We start from the raw sequence: 18,825 nt of genomic DNA on the forward strand, positions 1-18,825 counted from the left end.
TAAACATAACAGAGGTAGGAAATTATTAAATCCGTTAAGATGTTTAGACCTGCTTAACGTTAAGAGGCGAACTGTTTATGGATAATGAGGAGAAGGTTAGAAAAGAAATCGGGCCTGTGGATAAAAAGGTAAGTCTACTTTCTGTTGAGTTCTTGCTTTCTCCTTGGGCTATCGCTACTTTAACATTTACGATTTTTATATCGCTCACCCTGATAGGCTGCTCTTTTGCTCAGGGTTTACAGGAGCAAAGTGCGGCGATCGAAGCGTCTTCACGCCCTCTATTTGAAAAGGCTGTAAAAGGTTATGAGCCGTTTCTCGTCCTAGTCGGGAGTGTTCTAGTCAGTATTCTGACCACCCTGGTTTCTTTTGTTCTTGCATCGAACAAAGAGAAAGCAGCAGCACTGGTGCGTGTCAATAAAAAACTGCTTTCGGCCATAGAGGAACAGCAGGCAACAGCACGCGAACTTTCAGATGCAAGGCTTCGCACGGAGAGGATTCTGGAGAGCATTACCGGGGCTTTTTACACTCTGAACCGGGAATGGCGCTTTACCTATGTAAATAAGGAAGCAGAAAATCTGTTATGTCGCGAACGTAGCAATCTTTTGGGCAAAGTGGTCTGGGAGGAATTTGATGAGGCTATCGGAACCACCTTTGATCATAAATTCCATCGAGCGCTCACGGAAAATACGGCAGTGACGTTTGACGAGTTCTATACTCCCCTTGGCAAATGGTTCGAGGTACACGCCTATCCATCGGAAGAAGGCTTGGCCATTTATTTTCACGATATTACCGCACGCAAGGAGTCTGAGCGGGCGCGCCAGGAAGCCGATAGGCGCATTCGCCAGCAGGCTTCCTTGCTCGACAAGGCGAGGGACGCAATCATTGTGCGCGATCTTCATCATCGCATCCAGTTCTGGAATCAGGGGGCTGAGCGGCTTTACGGATGGGCTTCCGAGGAGATGTCCAGCAGATCGGTAGAGGTGTTGTACGAGGACCTCTCGCCGTTCAATGAAGCAACAAACCTGCTACTGGACTCGGGGGAATGGAGAGGTGAAATCGCGCAGCGCCGGAAAGATGGAAGCATATTGCCCGTGGAAGCACATTGGACTTTGGTTAGAGATGACGAGGGACAGCCAGAGTTTGTCTTTGCGATCAATACCGATATTACCCAGCGTAAGGCAGCGGAGAAGAAGATTCAATATCTCGCCTTCTACGATCCCTTGACCGGGTTACCCAATAAGCAGCTCCTGCTGGACCGGCTCCGGCAGGTGGTGGCGGTGAGGGCCCGTAATCGGCAGACGGGTGCGCTACTGTTCATTGATCTTGATAATTTTAAATTGCTCAATGATACGTTTGGCCATCATTTCGGCGACCAGTTGCTGCAAGAAGTCGCTCCGCGCCTGACCTCATGCGTGCGTGAAAGTGACACGGTAGCCAGATTGAGCGGTGACGAATTCGTGGTAATACTGACAACAGACTCGAGTGATGACGAAGCTGTTGCTGAGGCTGAGGTAAAAAAGATCTGCGGGAGGATTCGCAGTGCTTTCAATCGACCCTTTAATCTTGGTGCATACAGGCACCACATAACGACGAGTATTGGCATTGCGCTGTTTAACGGTGAGGCAGATACAACAGATGAGTTGCTCAAGCATGCGGATCTGGCGATGCATCAGGCAAAAGCTTCTGGCCGCAACGCCGTATGTTTTTTCAATCCGAACATGCAAGCAGAAATGAATACCCGTGCCGCTCTTGAATCAGATTTACGCAAAAGCTGGGAGAGAAATGAGTTTGTTCTCTACTATCAGCCGCAAATGGATAGCTGCGGGATTATAGGAGCCGAAGCGCTTGTGCGATGGCAACATCCCCGGCGCGGCCTTTTGCTTCCCTCCGAGTTCATTCCCCAGGCCGAGGAAACTGGACAGATTCTTCCTTTGGGTGGATGGTTGCTTGAAGCTGCTTGTGATCAGCTTGCAATGTGGTCGAGGTATCAGAAGACAGCCCAACTTGATCTGGCGGTGAATATAAGCCCCTGCCAGTTCGGTCAGTCAGACTTCGTCGAGCAAGTAGTTTCTGCTCTCGATCGGAGTGGTGCCAATCCGCAAAAACTCAAGCTTGAGCTGACGGAGAGCATCCTGCTGCAAAATATGGACGATACCATTGCAAAAATGATGACACTGAAAGCCAGGGGCGTGGACTTCGCCTTGGATGATTTCGGTGTCGGCTATTCCTCACTCTACTACCTTAAACGCTTGCCGTTGGATTGGATAAAAATCGACAAATCATTTGTAAGAGATGTTCTAATTGATAATAACGACGCTACGATCATTCGTGCGATTCTACTTCTTGCTAAAAGCATGGGGTTATCGGTAATTGCCGAGGGGGTGGAAACCCCGGCACAAAAGGATTTTCTCGTTATGCATGGATGCAGCGCGTATCAGGGATATCTGTTCAGTCCACCTTTGCCACTAAATCAATTTGAGGAGTTTATACATGGAAGAAAGGAGTGCAAGCAATTCAGGAGCGGGTACGCCAAAGAATTCCTCTACTGCTAATAGCCCATTTCGTAGGATTTTTTTTGTTGAGAGATAGACTCACGAACTCTAATTTTACTCATGATAACGTATTTTATCATGGGTAAATTCCTATACGACCACCGCAAGACACGACGACCGGGAGGATAGCCCGACGTTCAAGGTTACTGAACACCGGGCTTATCCTATATCCTGGTTGCAGTTACTCACATTGCCGGACTTTGGGGGTCGGACGCAGCATGGTTTTGATCAAGTTTCGATGCCATTTGACGATGCAAGGTGGCTTCTTGCATGTCGGCCGCGACGGTCTGCTCGTGACGACGTATTAATGCTGCAGTATGCGATTGCAGATCCTGAGCTTGCCTGCCATAAAGATAGCTTTTATTCTTATACTGCTCCAGCAATTCCTTTTCTTCCTTCACTTTTGCCTGCATTTGCATAGCGGCATTTTCATAATATTTCGCTACGGCCTCATGATCGCTCCGGGTCGTGGCTTTCTGGACAGCCGCACGAATCTCAGGAGTGTCAATGGGGTCGGCTGCAATCGCCAGGGAGCTCATCGAACCCAGCAAGGCTGCCATCGATAACACTGCGAAGATATTTCCTGATTTCGTTTTCATGATAGTAATGAACCCAAACAGGATGAAAGTGACTTTATCCTATCTCAGTCAACACTATGCGTATATTGGGGAAACTCTGGTTTTATGCTAAGGGAAACCCTTAGAGTGGCAAGACTGAAGGATATGGCCCACGACTAACTCTGGAGCAGCGCGAACGCTATTGTGGGCCCGATGGATTAGGGGTTCAGGACAGGGAGCAATCCGAACCATCTGCCTGCTCAGCGCTTCCCCCCTTCAACCTTCGAAACTCTTGTCGAAAACGGGTTTCAATTGAAAGGAGGGAATCAAGGGGCGAAGCGCGTTTATATATCTATATAACAAGAAAAAGCAGATAGCAGCGAAAGCCTTTCATCAATACCATCCCGTTTCCGCAAATCAAAGAAACCCTCCCGACTGATGCCGCCAGAGCATGGCGTACTGGCCACTCTGCCTGAGAAGTTCCTCGTGCGTGCCCTCCTCGACGATACATCCATCCTTGAGCACCAGCAATCGGTCCAGGCAAGCAATGGTAGATAAGCGGTGTGCAATCGCAATCACTGTCTTGCCTTCCATCAGCCCCATCAACTGATCCTGAATCGCAAGCTCCACTTCACTATCGAGGGCCGAGGTAGCTTCATCCAGTATCAGGATCGGAGCGTCCTTGAGCATGACACGGGCGATGGCAATACGCTGTTTCTGCCCACCGCTGAGCTTGACGCCACGCTCGCCTACATGCGCATCGTAGTCGGTGCGTCCCAGCCAATCCCTCTGACTCATGATAAAGTCGTGCGCTTGGGCTCGCTTGGCAGCCGCCTCAATCTGTTCCAGGGTTGCTCCCGGACTACCATAGGCAATGTTTTCGGCAATGGAGCGGTTCAGCAGGGACACATCCTGCGCTACAACGCCGATGCAACGGCGCAGGCTCTCCTGCGTCACTTCGCGGATATCCTGCCCATCGATGCGGATATTGCCTGACTCCATCTCGTAAAAGCGCAACAGCAGATTGATCAACGTGGATTTGCCAGCGCCCGAACTGCCTACCAGCCCCACGCGCTCACCCGGTCGAATGACACAATTGAGACTGTCAAGCACCTTGCGGCCGTCGCTCCGGCCGAATGTGAAGGTCAATCTCTCGAAACGGATTTCTCCACGTACTTCGCTGGCGTCCAGCTCGTGCGCACCGGGCTTGTCCGCCAGAGCGTTCGTCACGGCAACGGTTTGCATGCCCTCCTGGACCACGCCCATGTGTTCAAAAGCCCGATTCAGTTCCCAGCTGACCCATCCCGCGGCATTGGCGATCGTCCAGGCCAACGGCACGGCCATAGCCACTGCACCCGCGTCGAGTTTTCCCTGGGACCACAACATGATGCCGATCGCGGTCGTGCCTGCTAGCAGAAGCGCATTGAGCAGGGATAATGTGGTGGAGAATTTCGTGATCATGCGCATGTGAGCGGCAATGGCCATCGTATGATGTTCGATTGCTTCGCGCACGTAAGCGTCTTCGTCGCTCGCACGCGAGAACAGCTTAACAGTGAGGATGTTGCTATAGCTATCCACCACACGCCCCATCACGGCGGAGCGTCGCTCGCTGCTGCTTCTTGCCAGGTCACGCATGCGTGGCACGAAGTACCACAGGAAAAATACGTATGCGATGAACCATAATACCGTGGGGATCGCAAGCCGCCAGTCCGCCTCGCTCATCAGCCACAACGAAGAAACACCATACACTGCGATGTACCAGATGGCATGAATGCTCGACACAACACATTCGCGCACCGCATCGCCCATGTGCATCACACGGTTTGCCATGCGTCCGGCAAAATCGTTCTGAAAGAGCGACCAGCTCTGCCGGATGACATGCCAGTGGCTCTGCCAGCGGATCATACTGGTTACCCCAGGCACTACGGCGTTATGACGCACAAGACTATCGGTCAGAATCGCGAGCGGCTTGGCGATCAGCACCAGCAGTGCCATGCCGAATAACATTGAAGTTGCATCCCGCAATGCGGCAACACGTGCGGTCGCCTCCATCACCTCTACAAGCCGGCCGATGAAAACGGGGATCAGCGTGTCGATGAGAGCCACGGCTAATCCGGTAGCAAACAGTGCTGCATATAAACCTTTCGTCTGGCTGATAAAGTGCCAATAGAATGCCAGCAGCTCCGGGGGCGGGGATTTTTTAGGGACGACAGTGGGCCGAACGCGCTGCTCAAAAAAAGCGAACATGTAAAAAGAACCTCAGGGTTGAAAAAACACAGGAGTCTGACTAGGAATGGGGATGCAAATGAGAATCAATTTCGCCTGGGATGAATTTTGACTGGGGTGAATTTCGCCTCGCTGCAAACCCGATGCGTGAAGCAGGTTTTGATCGACATATTCATCGTGGGAAAAATTCAGGGAAACCTTTTTTCACCGGTTGTGTAACGGCGAGCAAGATAACTTAAGGGATGATCTCGTAATAGATCGAATTCAGGGACGTTTCGGCTCCTGTTCCAGCAATAGCCAGCAGGTTCGAATGCGCTTTATCCACTCGGATACACTCGGGCTGATTCAGCCGCTATAACGACTGATCACACTCGAGGTTTACGCGGAAAATGGCTTTTTTGAACAATCTGGATGGAGCGACTGCGGGAAAGTGCCGGTGTCCAAGAAGAATGACGGCGAAGTGGAGGAATTGGAGAAATACCGGTTATCTCCTCTCGCGCGCAAGGGGATTTGGGAAGCACATTTACCTCTTCTCCTGCATGGGAGAAGACTTGGGGAAGCATTATTTAGCCCCTCCCCACTTGGAGGAGAGGGAAGTGGATACTGAGACACGCAGCTATCACGTTCGTACTGTAACCTTGACACCCTCCCCCGCCTGAAGGCGTGGGATTCCTACGGCGCTCAGGAGAGGCATTGAGCCGCCCCTGAGCCGCTTCGGTGGGTTCCTGCTGCTGGCGGCATTACCGCACCGCTCACTTCACAGGCTAACCGGGCGTATCCCGCCCTTAGAATATTGATCGCGCCGACCATATCGGCGTTTTCTGTGAGCCCGCATTCGACACACGCAAATCGCGCTTGCGTCTGCCGGTTGTCCGCCGACACATGACCGCAGCACGGACAGGTGCGGCTCGTGTTCTGCGGCGGCACGGCGATGAGATGCCCGCCGTTCCACGCCAGCTTGTAATCCAGTTGGCGGCGGAACTCGAACCAGCCTTGATCGAGGATGGATTTGTTCAGGCCGGATTTGGCTCGAACGGTACTCCCCCCATTTTTAGCTGTGCCCAGGAGTAGTGTTCAGGCGACCATTGCCAACTTCTGATAAGGTGTTACCCCGCCGATGGCGGTATTGGGTCTTTCAGCGTTGTAGCGCCACAGCCACTGTGTTGCGGTTTGCTGTGCATGTGCTATTGACTGGAAGATTGTCTGGTCCAGCCATTCGTGCCGCACTGTGCGATTGAACCGTTCCACATAGGCGTTTTGTGCAGGCTTGCCAGGCTGGATAAACCGCAACTCGATTCTCTGGCTTTCTGCCCACTGGCGGAATTCGTGACTGATGTGCTCGGGGCCGTTATCCAGCCGAAGCGCTTTTGGTTTTCCGCGCCATTCGATAATGTGTTCCAGTGCCCGGATGATACGCGCGGAAGGCAGCGACAGATCCACTTCGATGCCTAGCCCCTCGCGGTTGAAGTCATCGATCACATTAAAGGTGCGAAAGCTGCGACCATCCGATAAGGCATCGTGCATGAAATCCATCGACCACACCTCATTGATCCGCTGTGGCACTGCCAAGGCTTCTGGTTTGTCTCGCTTCATCCTCCGCTTGGGCTTGATGCGCGAATTCAATTCCAATTGCCGATAGATGCGATACACCCGTTTGTGGTTATAGGGCATCCCCTTGACATTGCGCAACCAGAGAAAACACAGCCCAAATCCCCAAGTGCGATGCGTATAGGCCAAGCGCAACAACCACTCCGCAATCCTGCCATTCTCATCTGAGAGCTTAAGCCGATAGCGATAACAGGTCTCGGAGATCGAAAATAACCAGCATGCGCGCTTGATGGCAACCCCCTTCCTTACCACCTGCCCGGCCATCTCTTTGCGCAGAGATGGCCTCATCACTTTTTTGCCAGCGCCTCACGCAGGATTTCGCAATCCATCCTGGATTCAGCATACATTGCTTTCAGCCGCCGGTTCTCCTCTTCCAGCTCGCGCAACCGGGTCATGTTCGATAAGTCCATCCCGCCATATTTGGCGCGCCATTTATAAAAACTGGCATCGCTCATCCCGTGCTTGCGGCACAACTCGGGTACCGGAATTCCACTTTCCGCTTCCTTAAGAATCTTGAATATCTGGCTTTCCGTGTAACGCGCTTTCTTCATAGCTGCTCTCCTTCAGTAGAAAATTCTACTTCCGATCACAGCTATTTTCCGGGGGGATTACCGAACGTTCTTGCCCGGCTGTTCGCTTATGCCTGCCGCTGACCTGGACATATTGCGAACCTGCAAATCCTCGATACACACCATCGCGTGGTTTTGGCTGATTGTGGTCGTGGCCTTGTGCAGATAGTCGCGGCGGCAATTGCCGATACGGGTATAGATGCGCTGGACCCTGGCTTTCGCCTTTTTCCAGTTGCTGCTGAACTTCTGTTTGCGGTTCATGGCCTGCTGCGCTTTGCGCAATGCAACCTCGTGCCGCTTGAAGCTGTTGAGTGGAGCAAGATAACTGCCATCGGAGAGCGTAGCGAAGCGGGCAATGCCCATGTCGATACCGACCGCGCCGCCGTGCGGAAGCGGCTGCTCGACCTCGCGGCGCGTCTGGATGCTGACGAACCATTTGCCGCCACTCAGGCTGACGGTGACGTTGCGCAACTCGCCCAGCGTTTTCCGACTGTTGCGGTAGCGCAGCCAGCCCAGCTTGGGCAGGAAGATGCGGCCATTGACCTGATCGAACCTGATCTGCTCCGGATCGGGGTAGCGGAAGCTATCGCCTTGCCCCTTGCGCTTGAAGCGCGGGAAGTCGGCGCGCTTCTCGAAGAAGTTTTTGTAGGCTTTTTCGAGGTCTTTGAGTGCGTGTTGCAGCGGATGGACGGGCGCATCCTTCAGCCAGGATGTTTCGGCGCTGTTGCGCCAGGCCGTCAGTTGCTTTGCCATCGCAACATAGCCGATGAACTTGCCGCCCGCTTCGTGGTTCTCCTTCTGCAACGCCAGCGCCTTGTTGAACACGAAACGACACGACCCGGCGAAGCGGCGCATCTGACGCTGCCGGTCGCCATCGGGCATGAGTTCATATTTGAAGGCCTGGAGGCGTTGCATGGCCGGAATTATACTCCTGGCCTATGAAAACGATATGCGGCACGGGCAGCACTGCGTTTTCCTGATGCACGTTCACCTGGTCTTCGTGACCGGATACCGCCGCGAAGTATTCACAAGGAAATCCTCGACGAGCTGTGCGGCATCTTCTCAGGTGTCTGCGCCAACTTCGAGGCGGAGCTGTGGAGTTCGACGGCGAGGGTGACCACGTTCACCTGCTGGTGAACTATCCACCGAAGGTGTCCGTCTCCAGCCTGGTGAACAGCCTCAAAGGCGTCTCAGTCGCATGATCCGCAAGAAGAACTACCCGGGCATCCGCAAGAAGTTGTGGGCAGCGCATTGTGGTCGCCAGGCTATTTCGCCGGAAGTTGTGGTGGAGCCCCCATTGAGATCATCCGCCAGTACATCGAACAGCAGCAGACGCCGCGTTGAACGGCAAAAGCAAGGAGGGCAATAAAGTCTGCGCTATCCTTCCCCGCCCTGAAGGGCGAGGTTTGCCGCAACTGATCAAAACGGTTATTGATTACTGCTTGCAACCGATGGTCAATCCCTGACTGATTATTTCAGAATGAAAAAAGATAAATGGACTCACCTTTTTCACTTGAGGAATCTCTGAGCAAGCCCTCCCTAATGATTTTGTTCGTTTCAGTTACCTGCCTTGCCATGCTGCTTGGATGAACTGCCACGGCTTGAAGAGCTGCCTCTTCCACCTCCATGAGATGCTTCGCCACCTTTCCGTCCGGCTTCGCGGGCCTCTTCCGAAGAAAACTCATGGGCAGTGCCTTTTGCATGAGCCGCTTTTCCACCTTTACTCGCGATTTCCCGTTGTTTCTCCTGATCCATGGAAGCGAAACCCCGCTTGCTGGTATTGCCACCACCGCTTTTTGATGAAGGCATGTTTACCTCCTTGTACAAAATATTGAGAATTCCCGTTGAACATCTGCCTACATTCCAGATGTTCTGTCATGTCTTCGGAAGCCTTATCTCTGCTATATCTCTGGCTATTTAAGGACCTGTGAAGGGTTCCGGTACAGAGACGAATTTCATCTTAATTGGCATATCTGCTGTTTTATGTACGGAGTCCCACATAACCCAAAAAATCAAGCGGCTTGTACCGCGAGGCGAATTTTTTCCCGATCGGCAACATCTGCGACAACATCGATAGCCTGCCCTCCCGCGTTTGCTATCCTTGCAACCAGATGTTTGAGTGTTTTAGCGCTACGGGCAACAAGAACGCGCTTTGCCCCCGTTCTGCTGCAAGCATTGCTGTAGCAAGGCCTACGCCGCTTGATGCACCGGTAATTGCAATTACTTTCACCCGAATCGAAGACCAGCCGGACAACCTGGAAGACAAAACGCACGGTTAGATCGAAGCAATCAGTTCTGTCAGGACTTTGAAGTTTACCGGTTTGGTCAGATGATGGTCGAAGCCGCTCTCGTGCGACAGCTGTCGGTCCTTTTCCTGACCCCAGCCGGTCAGCGCGATGAGCTTTATATTGTTGAACTGCGGCTGCGCGCGGATACGTCGTGCTACCTCGTTACCATCCATCCCCGGCATACCGATATCCATCAGAACCACATCAGGCAGGTAATGGGGAATCGTGGCAAGTGCGGCAGGTCCGCTATCCACTGCTTTGACATCCACTCCCATTGATTGCAACAACATACACAGGACCTCCGCAGCGTCCTGATTGTCATCGACTACCAGCACGCGTAGTTCATGCGGTGCGAAAGTCACCTTCGTGGATTGGCCACTTCTTCTATCTGTAGTAATCTCGGACAAAGGCAGGCGCACTGTAAATTCGCTGCCTTTATCCTTCCCTTCGCTCGAGGCTTCGACACTGCCGCCGTGCATCTGGACAAGGCGGTCCACCAGATTGAGACCGATGCCCAATCCCTCCTGCGTGCCCATGCCGCTGCGCCGCTCCTGCGCAAACATATCGAATAAACGCGGCAGCATCCCCGGTAATATTCCTATACCATTGTCCTTCACGGATACGACAGCTTTATAGTCTTCCTGGCGGGCAGTAAGCCAGATCTGCCCACCCCTCCCGGTGTAACGCACAGCATTGTTGAGCAGATTCGCGAAGATCTGTTCCAGGCGCACCATGTCCCCATACACAATCAAAGGTGTATCGGTGATGGATACGCTCAATTCGAGTTCCTTCTCCCTTATCTGATCCATACTGGCCTCGACTGCATTGTGCAAGGCAATGGCCAGATCAGTGGGTTTCTGGCGCAATTCAACCTTTCCGCTGGTGATGCGCGATATCTCCAGGAGATCATCCACCAGTCGAACCATGTAGTTGACCTGCCGGCTGATGACGGGCAACAGACGAGGTATTTCGGCCGCTCCATCGGGGCGTGCAATGAGTGTCAGCGCGCTGACAATCGGTGCAAGCGGATTACGCAACTCATGCGCCAGCGTAGCCAGAAACTCATCCTTGCGACGGTCGGCCTCCAGCAGAGCAGTTTCCGCAGCTACTGCTTCAGTAATGTCTATCGATATGCCCACATGTCCGGCATACTCATCCTTGGCGGTGAACCACGGCAAGGCATACGATTTCAGCCAGCGCCACTCTCCCTCGGCTGTCCTGGCCCGGACCCGATGTCTCAAATGCGCGCGGTCATGCAGCGCCCGCTCAAATGCGGCAAGATACGCCGGTGCATCGTCAGGATGGAGAATTCGGCGCCATCCGGTCGGCATCAGCTCTTCCAGACTCTTCCCAAACATGTACTGGTGGTAGCGCTGGTTAAGATAAACCGCATTTCCTTGTGGATCCACCTGCCAGATCAATGCTGGGGAAGCCTCGGCCAGCGCACGGAATCTTGCCTCGCTCTCGCGCAGGCTATGTTCGACGCGTTTGCGTTCCGTTATGTTGACCACATATGCTACCGCCTCGTTGCCGTTGAGTTGCTTCATCGCGATTAATGCCCACCAGCGGGAGCCATCCTTGCGAAATAATTCCTTCTCATGAGGGGCGGTGCGTCCCATTGCCTTGAGTTCCTCTGCAGCCCGGGAAGTAGTCATTTGCCACTCCGGCGGGGTTAGCTCATCGCATCGCAGCACCCCTGCTCGCTCATCTTCCCGGCTGAAGCCGCTCATCTCCAGGAAGGCGTCGTTCGCTTCAGTAATCCGATTTTCGCTATTGAAGAAAATAACTCCGACCGTCTCAATCTCGAGTGCCCGGCGGAAGCGCTGCTCGCTCTCATGAAGCGCCTGCTCAGCCAATGCCTCCTTGAACCTGATTTTCTCCACTTCATGAGCACGTGCCCGGACAAGCTCCGTTGTCTCGGTTACCGTCACCAGCACACCCGACACTCCAGTTTGCTTCGCATCTGGGGAAGCGCCACTGGAAAAGCTGTCCTTGATATCGGGGATGGGGCTGTAGGTGAGTTTGAAAAAAGCCTCTTCAGGGTTTCCGGTTCGATTAATGACGAGCGGTTGATCATCAAAGCTGAAGGACTCACACCGCTCCATCACCCCCTCACAGATGGGCGCAAGAAAATGCCATACCTCTGGCCAACACTCCGAAACGGGTTGTCCCAATCCATCCGGATGCTTGGCAGCCATCAGATTGCGATAATCATCGTTATAGATTTGTATCAGTTTCGGTCCCCACAGTAACAGGACGGCCGAAGGCATCAGCAACATCATACTGACTGCGAATCGAAGAGCAGGCGACCATACCGATATAGGTCCAAGACCCGAATCGATCCAATCATGGGCAAAAATCAGTTCACCCATTTCGCTGCCTCGAAGCCACCCGGGCAGATCTGTAGAGCTTTTGGTTTCCCGCTCGTTCATCCCTTCCTCTTTCTGACACAATATTGATATTACGCATTGTTGAGAATCCTGTTCAAAGCCTAGCATAACTCATGCTCCGGAACCTGAACGAAGCTCTCCAAATTTCCGATTCATGACTGACTTCAATATGATCTGGAGACGCTCTAATGCGAATGTCCGGTAAAATGCTCCAATTCTCGCCACACCATACACGAGGAACACACTTCCCCTCCTTCTGCGCACAGCCACGACATCAACAAGTCAGGATCCCCCTCAAGTCCTGTTTGAATCATTCATGACGGCCAGCGGTCAGGGGCAGTCTTGAGTTTGCAGAGACCCAATAAATAAAACCTCCTCTATATATGACTGTCAAAACTCTTGAACAGTTGAAGGTCAGTTTACACGTGTGTCTGCTGCCGGTGATTACCGCTTAAAGCCACCCTGGCTTGGACAAACTTCATAAAGGGGAATAAAACAGATAATGGATAATAATGATGAAAGCCTGCCGCAGTCAGTTACCTTGCATACAAACGCCGTACTTCAGGCCGGCCAACGGGTCGAGCATGAGCTCCAGCAGGTCAAAAGAGCCCTTCAGGATAAGACGAAGCAGCTTGATGAGTCACTATCTATCCTGCGAGCAACCATAGAATCCACTGCCGACGGAATTCTGGTTACCGACGAGTATGGCCACCTGCTTCGCTACAACGAAAGGTATCTACAGATGTGGCAGATTCAGCTCCCCGATATCGTTGAATTGCGTCAGCACAGGCAACTGCAGAAGCTCAGTTGCAGGTACTTGGCCGACCCGAAGCAATATCTTGAGAGGATAGAGGAAATATATGCTACCTGGCCGCCTGAAACGTACGACTTGTTGGAACTTGCCGATGGCCGGGTGTTTGAACGGTTTTCGAAGATTCAGTATGCAAAAGGGTTATGCGTAGGCCGTGTATGGAGCTTTAGAGATATCACGGCGCGTAAACATGCCGAAGATGCGCTGCAGGAAAGTACCGAGCGCCTACACTTCATGGCTGAGGCCATGCCGCAGAAAATATTCACTGCGCGCGCGGATGGAGCGGTGGATTATTTCAATCAGCAATGGAAGGATTACACTGGTCTTGCCCCTGAGAAAATGCAGGGCTGGGAATGGACCAAGCTCATCCACCCCGATGACATCCCGGAGTGCGTGCGGCGCTGGCAACACTCGCTCAACACCGGGGAGCATCTGCAGATGGAGTGCCGTTTCCGCCAGGCAAATGGCACTTACCGCTGGCACCTGCTTCAGTCACAGGCACGGCGCGATGCGAAAGGGTATATATCCATGTGGGTCGGTTCGAACACGGATATCGATACGCTCAAACGCGCGAACGAAGAGAAAAAACAGCTCCTTGAAAATGAACGGATTGCGCGAAGCGAAGCCGAACGCGCGAACCGCATCAAGGATGATTTCCTGGCAACCCTGTCCCACGAACTCAGAACACCGCTTAATGCCATTCTCGGGTGGTCGCAGCTCATCTTGCAGGGAACAATGAAAAACGAAGACATTCAGCGGGGTCTGGAAACCATCGAGCGAAACGCTCGGGCGCAGAACAAGCTTATCGAAGATCTCCTTGAAATGAGCAGCATCATTTCTGGCAAGATCCGGTTGGATATGCAGGAACTGGACCTCGGCGCAATAGCCGAGGCAGCAGTCGAATCTGTTGCACCCGCAGCCGAAACTAAAGGAATATGTATCCTAAGAACGATCGATGCCACTGCAGGATGGGTTCTAGGTGACAACCATCGCCTTCAGCAGATAATCTGGAACCTTCTTTCCAATGCTGTCAAATTTACGCCTGACGGCGGCACTGTAGAGGTAGTCGTGGAACACGCCGCATCGCAGCTTAGGGTCATCGTAAAAGATTCCGGGGTGGGTATCAAACCTGAATTCCTCGCATACGTTTTTGATCGTTTCCGGCAAGCCGACTCTTCCCTCACCCGAAATCATGGAGGCCTGGGTTTGGGACTTGCCATCGTGAAGCAGCTTGTGGGGCTGCATGGTGGAACGGTTCGCGCAGAGAGCAAGGGAGAAGGTCAGGGCGCTTCATTTATCGTCACCTTACCACCCGCCCCCATCAAGGACGGCATGGATAAACAACAGTTGTCTGCCGCCACACCTTCCACCAAGAGGGATGGCAATACCCTCCTATCCGGCATGAGGATTCTCGTCATTGACGACGATCGGGATGCGCGCGAGCTCATCCATAAGGTGCTCGCGCAGCACCAGGCTGAGGTCATCACCGCAGCAAACGCCATGGAAGGACTGTTGATACTGAAAAGCCAGACGCTGGATGTGATGATCAGCGACATTGGCATGCCGGAAAAAGACGGCTACCAGCTTATTCGCGAAGTGAGAAGGCTTCCTGCAATCCACGGAGGGGAGACACCAGCGATTGCACTGAGCGCGTTCGCTCATTCGGAAGATCGTACCCGTGCAATGATGGCGGGTTATCAGATGCACCTCTCCAAGCCTGTCGAATCAAACGAACTGATTGCCTCCATCGACAGTCTGGTCGGATGGAAGCGGCAGCGGGTTTCATAGAACTCTCGCAAGGAAACCTGTGACTTCAGTCGCGGGAGGAATTGCGGGTACGCAAAGCGTACCATGTGGTGTAGAATTGCCCATATGGTTGAAGTAGTAACTAACAGGAATTGTGCCTATCAGACGTCATACCATGTGATCTGGTGTCCGAAGTACCAGCACGATGTGATGACAGGAACGGTAGCCGAAGAAACTGGAGCGATGCTGGATGCAATCTGCGCGGAACGTGCCTGGCCGATGATCTCCAGGGAAATCCAGCCGGATCACATCCACTTGTTCCTCAGCATCCCGCCCGCCATTGCCGTGGCCGATGCAGTCAAGATACTCAAGGGCGTGACTGCACGCCGTCTGTTTCAGAAGTACCCTGTTCTCAAGAAGCGGTTGTGGGATGGCAACTTGTGGTCTCCGTCCTATTATGTTGGCACGGCAGGCAACGTCAGCGCCGAAACCATCCGCCGCTACATCGAGCGATCCGAACACGTGACGAAGAGACGATAAGCCATGATGCGCACAGCCTCCATTCGGCTGAACGTAACGCCTGAGCAGGCGGAAGTGCTTTGTGCCGTGCGCATTGCCTATGCGGAGGCGTGCAACCGTCTTGTGCCGCTGGTGCGGGAACATCGACTGTGGAATCGCGTGGGGCTGCATCAACGTGGCTATGCGATGCTGAGGGAAGCAACGCCTTTGGGCAGCCAAATGTGCTGCAATGCCATCTTCTCGGTATGCAAGGCATACAGGGCACAAAAGGAACCTGGACGCATTAGCAAGGATGCGCCAGTGCCCACAATCCGTTTCGATCAAGGCAGCGTGCATTACGACAAGCGCACCTACACCATCAAAGGCGACACTGTTTCGCTCAACACTCTCAATGGCCGTATCGTCGTCCCTTTGATGCTGGGCGAGCATCAGCGCCGCATCCTTCAGGGCGGAGCGCCGAAGGAAGCTGAGTTGGTGTTCCGTAAAGGTAAGTGGTTCTTCAATCTCGTCGTCGAATCCGGCGATGGGGAACAAGTAGCATCCGGTCCCGTGATGGGCGTGGATGTCGGGGAAAATAATCTCGCAGCCATCAGCCTGGGCAAGGTATTTGGCGGCGATCAACTGCGGGACAGACGCGACCGTTACCTTGCCCTGCGCCGCCGTCTCCAGTCCAACGGCAGCCAGAGCGCGATACAAAGGCTCCGGCAGGTCTCCGGCAAGGAAGCGCGGCGCGTGAAACACGTTAATCACGAAACGAGCAAAGCCATCGTCCATGCGGCTGTAGTAGCGGGCGTTGCCAAAATAACGATGGAAGACTTGACTCACATCCGGGCCAGAATCAAGGCGGGGAAAAGGGTGCGCGGGAGGCTGCACCGCTGGGCTTTCCGCCAACTGCAAACCTTTGTCGAATACAAGGCCAGCGCGGCAGGAATGGCGGTTGAGTACGTCAATCCTGCCTACACCAGCCAGACGTGCGCGGAATGTGGGGACATTGGCAAACGCGCCAGGCATCGTTTCGAGTGTTCGTGTGGTCTCCGGGCGCACTCCGACTTGAATGCAAGTCGAAACCTTGCCCGGATTGGCAGGACCGCTGTCTTGCCAAGGGCGGTTGTAAATACGCCTTATGTTGGGAATGTGGTTGGCAATATCCATGTTTCACAATAAAGCCTGCAACTTTAGTCGTGGGTTATTTACAGTGCGGCTGGATCTGGCCTGCTCCTTATTCCCGCCGTTCCGGCCCAGAATAGGCCTTCTCAACCTTCCCCTCCTGCGGAAACGGTCAATCTCTAAATGCTTTATTGAGTCTGCGAGCAAGCAGTACAAACGTCATACCGGCGGAAGCCGGTATCCAGTCACCACTACAGTATTATTTTCGTAGAAAATGCGTCGCTGGATTCTGATCGGGATTTTTTTCTTTTCCTCCTGCGTTGCTGTCATCCTGCTGGCAGCGCTTGGGGTGGGTGAACTCTTGTCTGGAGCAGTACCCACGGCGGTGAATACTCTCTCGATCGACCTGCCGGTCGAACCGGTGGAGATTCCCGTCTACACCGATGCCCGCGAGGCAAGCTCGAACGTGCATGGATGGCTGGTACGAGGGGTACGCGGGCTTGGTGCGGTACTGCTAGTTCATTCTCTCAGGAGCAATCGGGTGGAAATGCTGAGCCGCGCCCGATTTTTGAACAGGCAGGGATATAGCGCCCTCCTCATCGATCTACGGGCACATGGTGAAACGCCGGGAGAGCGCATTACGTTCGGCGTCCGCGAAGCTGAAGATGTGGAAGCGGCTATCGCCTGGCTACGTAATACCTTTCCCGGCGAACGGATCGGTGCGATTGGCGTCTCGCTCGGTGCAGCCGCTATTGTGCTCTCGAAAAATCCACTGCGGCTCGATGCCGTGGTGCTCGAATCCCTTCATCCTACCATCGAGGAAGCGGTGGACAACCGTCTTAGACTTCACCTTGGAAACTTCGGGCCGGTTTTCTCCCCCTTGCTGCTATGGCAGCTCTCCTTTCGTCTCGATGCAAATCGTGACGAGTTGAATCCGATCGATCGCATCGGTAATCTCAACTCTCCTCTTCTGCTGATCTCGGGGACTGACGATCGGCATACGACAGTAGCGGAAACCGAAAGGCTGTTTACTGCTGCCCGTCAACCAAAAGAATTATGGATTGTTCCGGGCGGAGGACATTTCAATATGCATACCTACGCAGGCAGGGAATACGAAAATCGCATACTGGATTTTCTGGACCGGTACTTGCCAAGGCGAAACTGATGCTCTGATCTGACTGTTAATCGTGCGATCGTCCCTGGTTGTCCATAGCAAATGACGTTAGCGATAAAGCGATAAAAGAAGTGCCCATTGCCGCAAAGGAACTCGCGGCGTTAGCAGCAGTTTTTAGAACGGGGTCAGGAAAGATACACCGTTCGCGCCGACGGCGGAACCATCTTGGAGCCGATGTGCGAAAAGATTCCCTTGGGCTTCCCTGTCATCACCCATTACGCGCGCAACCCTGCTCTTATGAAAGCTGGCAAGTTGTTTCCGGAACGGGATGATAAATGGCGCCCTGCTCTCATACTGTGCCCCGTACAGCACCTTGTGCAGCTCCGGCAACTCATGCCAGGGCATGGTCGGACGACTGTGGTGGGCGTTATGATAGCCAAAGTTGAGAGTAATGAGATTCAACCATGAATGTCTGATCGAAACCGGGTTGCTGAATGTGTGAGTCTGCTCATAATTCCGGTCACCCCGGTATTTCACCAATTCTACATCGTTATCGAATCCTATAATAATGTCATAATTATGCTGAAGCGCATCCATGAAGCGCAGGATTGTCAGAAATATGATATAGGCGATCAGGTAACATAGATAGGCAAATGGAGAATACAGGAACAGCACCGCAAGCAGACTGAATCGGACAAGAATAATTCGTGCTGTACGAAGCCGTTGATCTTTTTTCTCCTCGAAGATGAATGGCGCAAAAACGAGCACACCGTGCATAAGAAGCTCTATAGCGGGCACATACAGCCACTCCAGCACTTCCACAAATTTACATTGGATGGGATGACGGGCAAGATAACCCCTATGGTCGAACTCGACCACATCCGCATTATCCACATGATGCCGCATATGCTTTTCCCGCAAATCTGCGAAGGTGCCATAGCAACCGCCGGTCAACCAGTTCAGCATGCTACCCAGAAGCGCATTATGCTGCGGTGATTTGAACAGCGTATTGTGGCCACACTCGTGAATCAGGTACGAGGCAATCACCATACCGTGAGCCACGGCAAATGTGCCGATCATCATAAGAACCGGGTGCAGGGACAGGATAAGCGCGAATCCTCCCAGATAGCTCAAGTGGCAATACAGCAGGGCTGAAACGCTCGGAAGCAAGCTCCCTTTATAGCGAAAGTATGTTTTCTCGATTTTCGTGAACATGGTTTTATAGCTCTCAACAGTTATCCCTTCGCGCCTCCGCAAGCCGCCTGGAAGGCATGTCAAATCTTATATATATCGCAATTATACATGCAAAAGTGCATGTATATATGTATTATTCTGCCG

General features: G+C 53.1%; 16 protein-coding genes. 7 read left to right on the forward strand and 9 right to left on the reverse strand.

The window, feature by feature from the left end:
* Positions 1-77 precede the first annotated feature (77 nt).
* Positions 78-2,552, forward strand: a complete 2,475-nt coding sequence (locus tag ACZ5BW_RS07770; protein ID WP_464538629.1) for a putative bifunctional diguanylate cyclase/phosphodiesterase — start codon at positions 78-80, stop codon at positions 2,550-2,552.
* Between the two features lie 185 nt (positions 2,553-2,737).
* Here the strand turns inward: ACZ5BW_RS07770 and ACZ5BW_RS07775 are convergent, their stop codons facing one another.
* The 5 genes from ACZ5BW_RS07775 to ACZ5BW_RS07795 form a co-directional block, all read right to left on the reverse strand.
* Positions 2,738-3,112 (reverse strand): hypothetical protein, encoded by a 375-nt coding sequence (locus ACZ5BW_RS07775; RefSeq protein WP_464538631.1) that lies wholly within the window; start codon positions 3,110-3,112, stop codon positions 2,738-2,740.
* A 414-nt stretch (positions 3,113-3,526) separates the two neighbouring features.
* Complete coding sequence (locus ACZ5BW_RS07780) at positions 3,527-5,356, reverse strand: ABC transporter ATP-binding protein (RefSeq protein ID WP_464538633.1); 1,830 nt, start codon at positions 5,354-5,356, stop codon at positions 3,527-3,529.
* A 660-nt stretch (positions 5,357-6,016) separates the two neighbouring features.
* Entirely contained in the window at positions 6,017-6,400 is a 384-nt protein-coding gene (locus tag ACZ5BW_RS07785) for an RNA-guided endonuclease InsQ/TnpB family protein (protein WP_464543674.1), read from the reverse strand.
* Between the two features lie 9 nt (positions 6,401-6,409).
* Positions 6,410-7,494, reverse strand: a protein-coding gene (locus ACZ5BW_RS07790) for an IS3 family transposase (protein ID WP_464538635.1) whose coding sequence is annotated in 2 segments (ribosomal slippage) — positions 6,410-7,233 and positions 7,233-7,494 — 1,086 coding nt in all. Because the reading frame shifts where the segments join, the coding sequence is not laid out codon by codon here.
* Between the two features lie 57 nt (positions 7,495-7,551).
* On the reverse strand, positions 7,552-8,427 hold the full coding sequence (locus ACZ5BW_RS07795) for an RNA-guided endonuclease InsQ/TnpB family protein (RefSeq protein ID WP_464538637.1): 876 nt from the start codon (positions 8,425-8,427) through the stop codon (positions 7,552-7,554).
* Positions 8,428-8,606: 179 nt separating this feature from the next.
* On the opposite strand from ACZ5BW_RS07795, the gene ACZ5BW_RS07800 reads away from it, so the two are divergent.
* The gene (locus ACZ5BW_RS07800) at positions 8,607-8,714 is read left to right on the forward strand and encodes a transposase (protein ID WP_464538639.1); all 108 of its coding nucleotides are present in this window, start codon (positions 8,607-8,609) and stop codon (positions 8,712-8,714) included.
* 37 nt (positions 8,715-8,751) lie between these two features.
* A complete protein-coding gene (locus tag ACZ5BW_RS07805) occupies positions 8,752-8,856 on the forward strand; it encodes a transposase (protein ID WP_464538643.1) in 105 nt (34 codons plus the stop codon).
* A 213-nt stretch (positions 8,857-9,069) separates the two neighbouring features.
* Here ACZ5BW_RS07805 and ACZ5BW_RS07810 read toward each other — a convergent pair whose 3' ends face one another.
* The 3 genes from ACZ5BW_RS07810 to ACZ5BW_RS07820 form a co-directional block, all read right to left on the reverse strand.
* Positions 9,070-9,321 (reverse strand): KGG domain-containing protein, encoded by a 252-nt coding sequence (locus tag ACZ5BW_RS07810; protein WP_464538646.1) that lies wholly within the window; start codon positions 9,319-9,321, stop codon positions 9,070-9,072.
* 203 nt (positions 9,322-9,524) lie between these two features.
* Positions 9,525-9,785 (reverse strand): hypothetical protein, encoded by a 261-nt coding sequence (locus ACZ5BW_RS07815; RefSeq protein WP_464538648.1) that lies wholly within the window; start codon positions 9,783-9,785, stop codon positions 9,525-9,527.
* 2 nt (positions 9,786-9,787) lie between these two features.
* Complete coding sequence (locus ACZ5BW_RS07820) at positions 9,788-12,232, reverse strand: PAS domain-containing hybrid sensor histidine kinase/response regulator (RefSeq protein ID WP_464538651.1); 2,445 nt, start codon at positions 12,230-12,232, stop codon at positions 9,788-9,790.
* 460 nt (positions 12,233-12,692) lie between these two features.
* Between ACZ5BW_RS07820 and ACZ5BW_RS07825 the strand changes: the two genes are divergently transcribed.
* The 4 genes from ACZ5BW_RS07825 (at position 12,693) to ACZ5BW_RS07840 (ending at position 17,538) form a co-directional block, all read left to right on the forward strand.
* Positions 12,693-14,789: a PAS domain-containing hybrid sensor histidine kinase/response regulator gene (locus ACZ5BW_RS07825; RefSeq protein WP_464538653.1), complete on the forward strand. Its 2,097-nt coding sequence runs from the start codon at positions 12,693-12,695 to the stop codon at positions 14,787-14,789.
* Between the two features lie 84 nt (positions 14,790-14,873).
* Complete coding sequence (gene tnpA, locus ACZ5BW_RS07830) at positions 14,874-15,287, forward strand: IS200/IS605 family transposase (RefSeq protein WP_464538655.1); 414 nt, start codon at positions 14,874-14,876, stop codon at positions 15,285-15,287.
* 3 nt (positions 15,288-15,290) lie between these two features.
* Entirely contained in the window at positions 15,291-16,430 is a 1,140-nt protein-coding gene (locus ACZ5BW_RS07835) for an RNA-guided endonuclease InsQ/TnpB family protein (RefSeq protein WP_464538657.1), read from the forward strand.
* A gap of 217 nt (positions 16,431-16,647) precedes the next feature.
* Positions 16,648-17,538, forward strand: coding sequence for an alpha/beta hydrolase (locus tag ACZ5BW_RS07840; protein ID WP_464538660.1), 891 nt, complete (start codon positions 16,648-16,650; stop codon positions 17,536-17,538).
* 123 nt (positions 17,539-17,661) lie between these two features.
* On the opposite strand, the gene ACZ5BW_RS07845 is transcribed toward ACZ5BW_RS07840, so the two are convergent.
* Positions 17,662-18,702, reverse strand: a complete 1,041-nt coding sequence (locus ACZ5BW_RS07845) for a fatty acid desaturase (RefSeq protein WP_464538662.1) — start codon at positions 18,700-18,702, stop codon at positions 17,662-17,664.
* Positions 18,703-18,825 lie beyond the last annotated feature (123 nt).

This window comes from Nitrosospira sp. TNL300 (assembly GCF_055385915.1).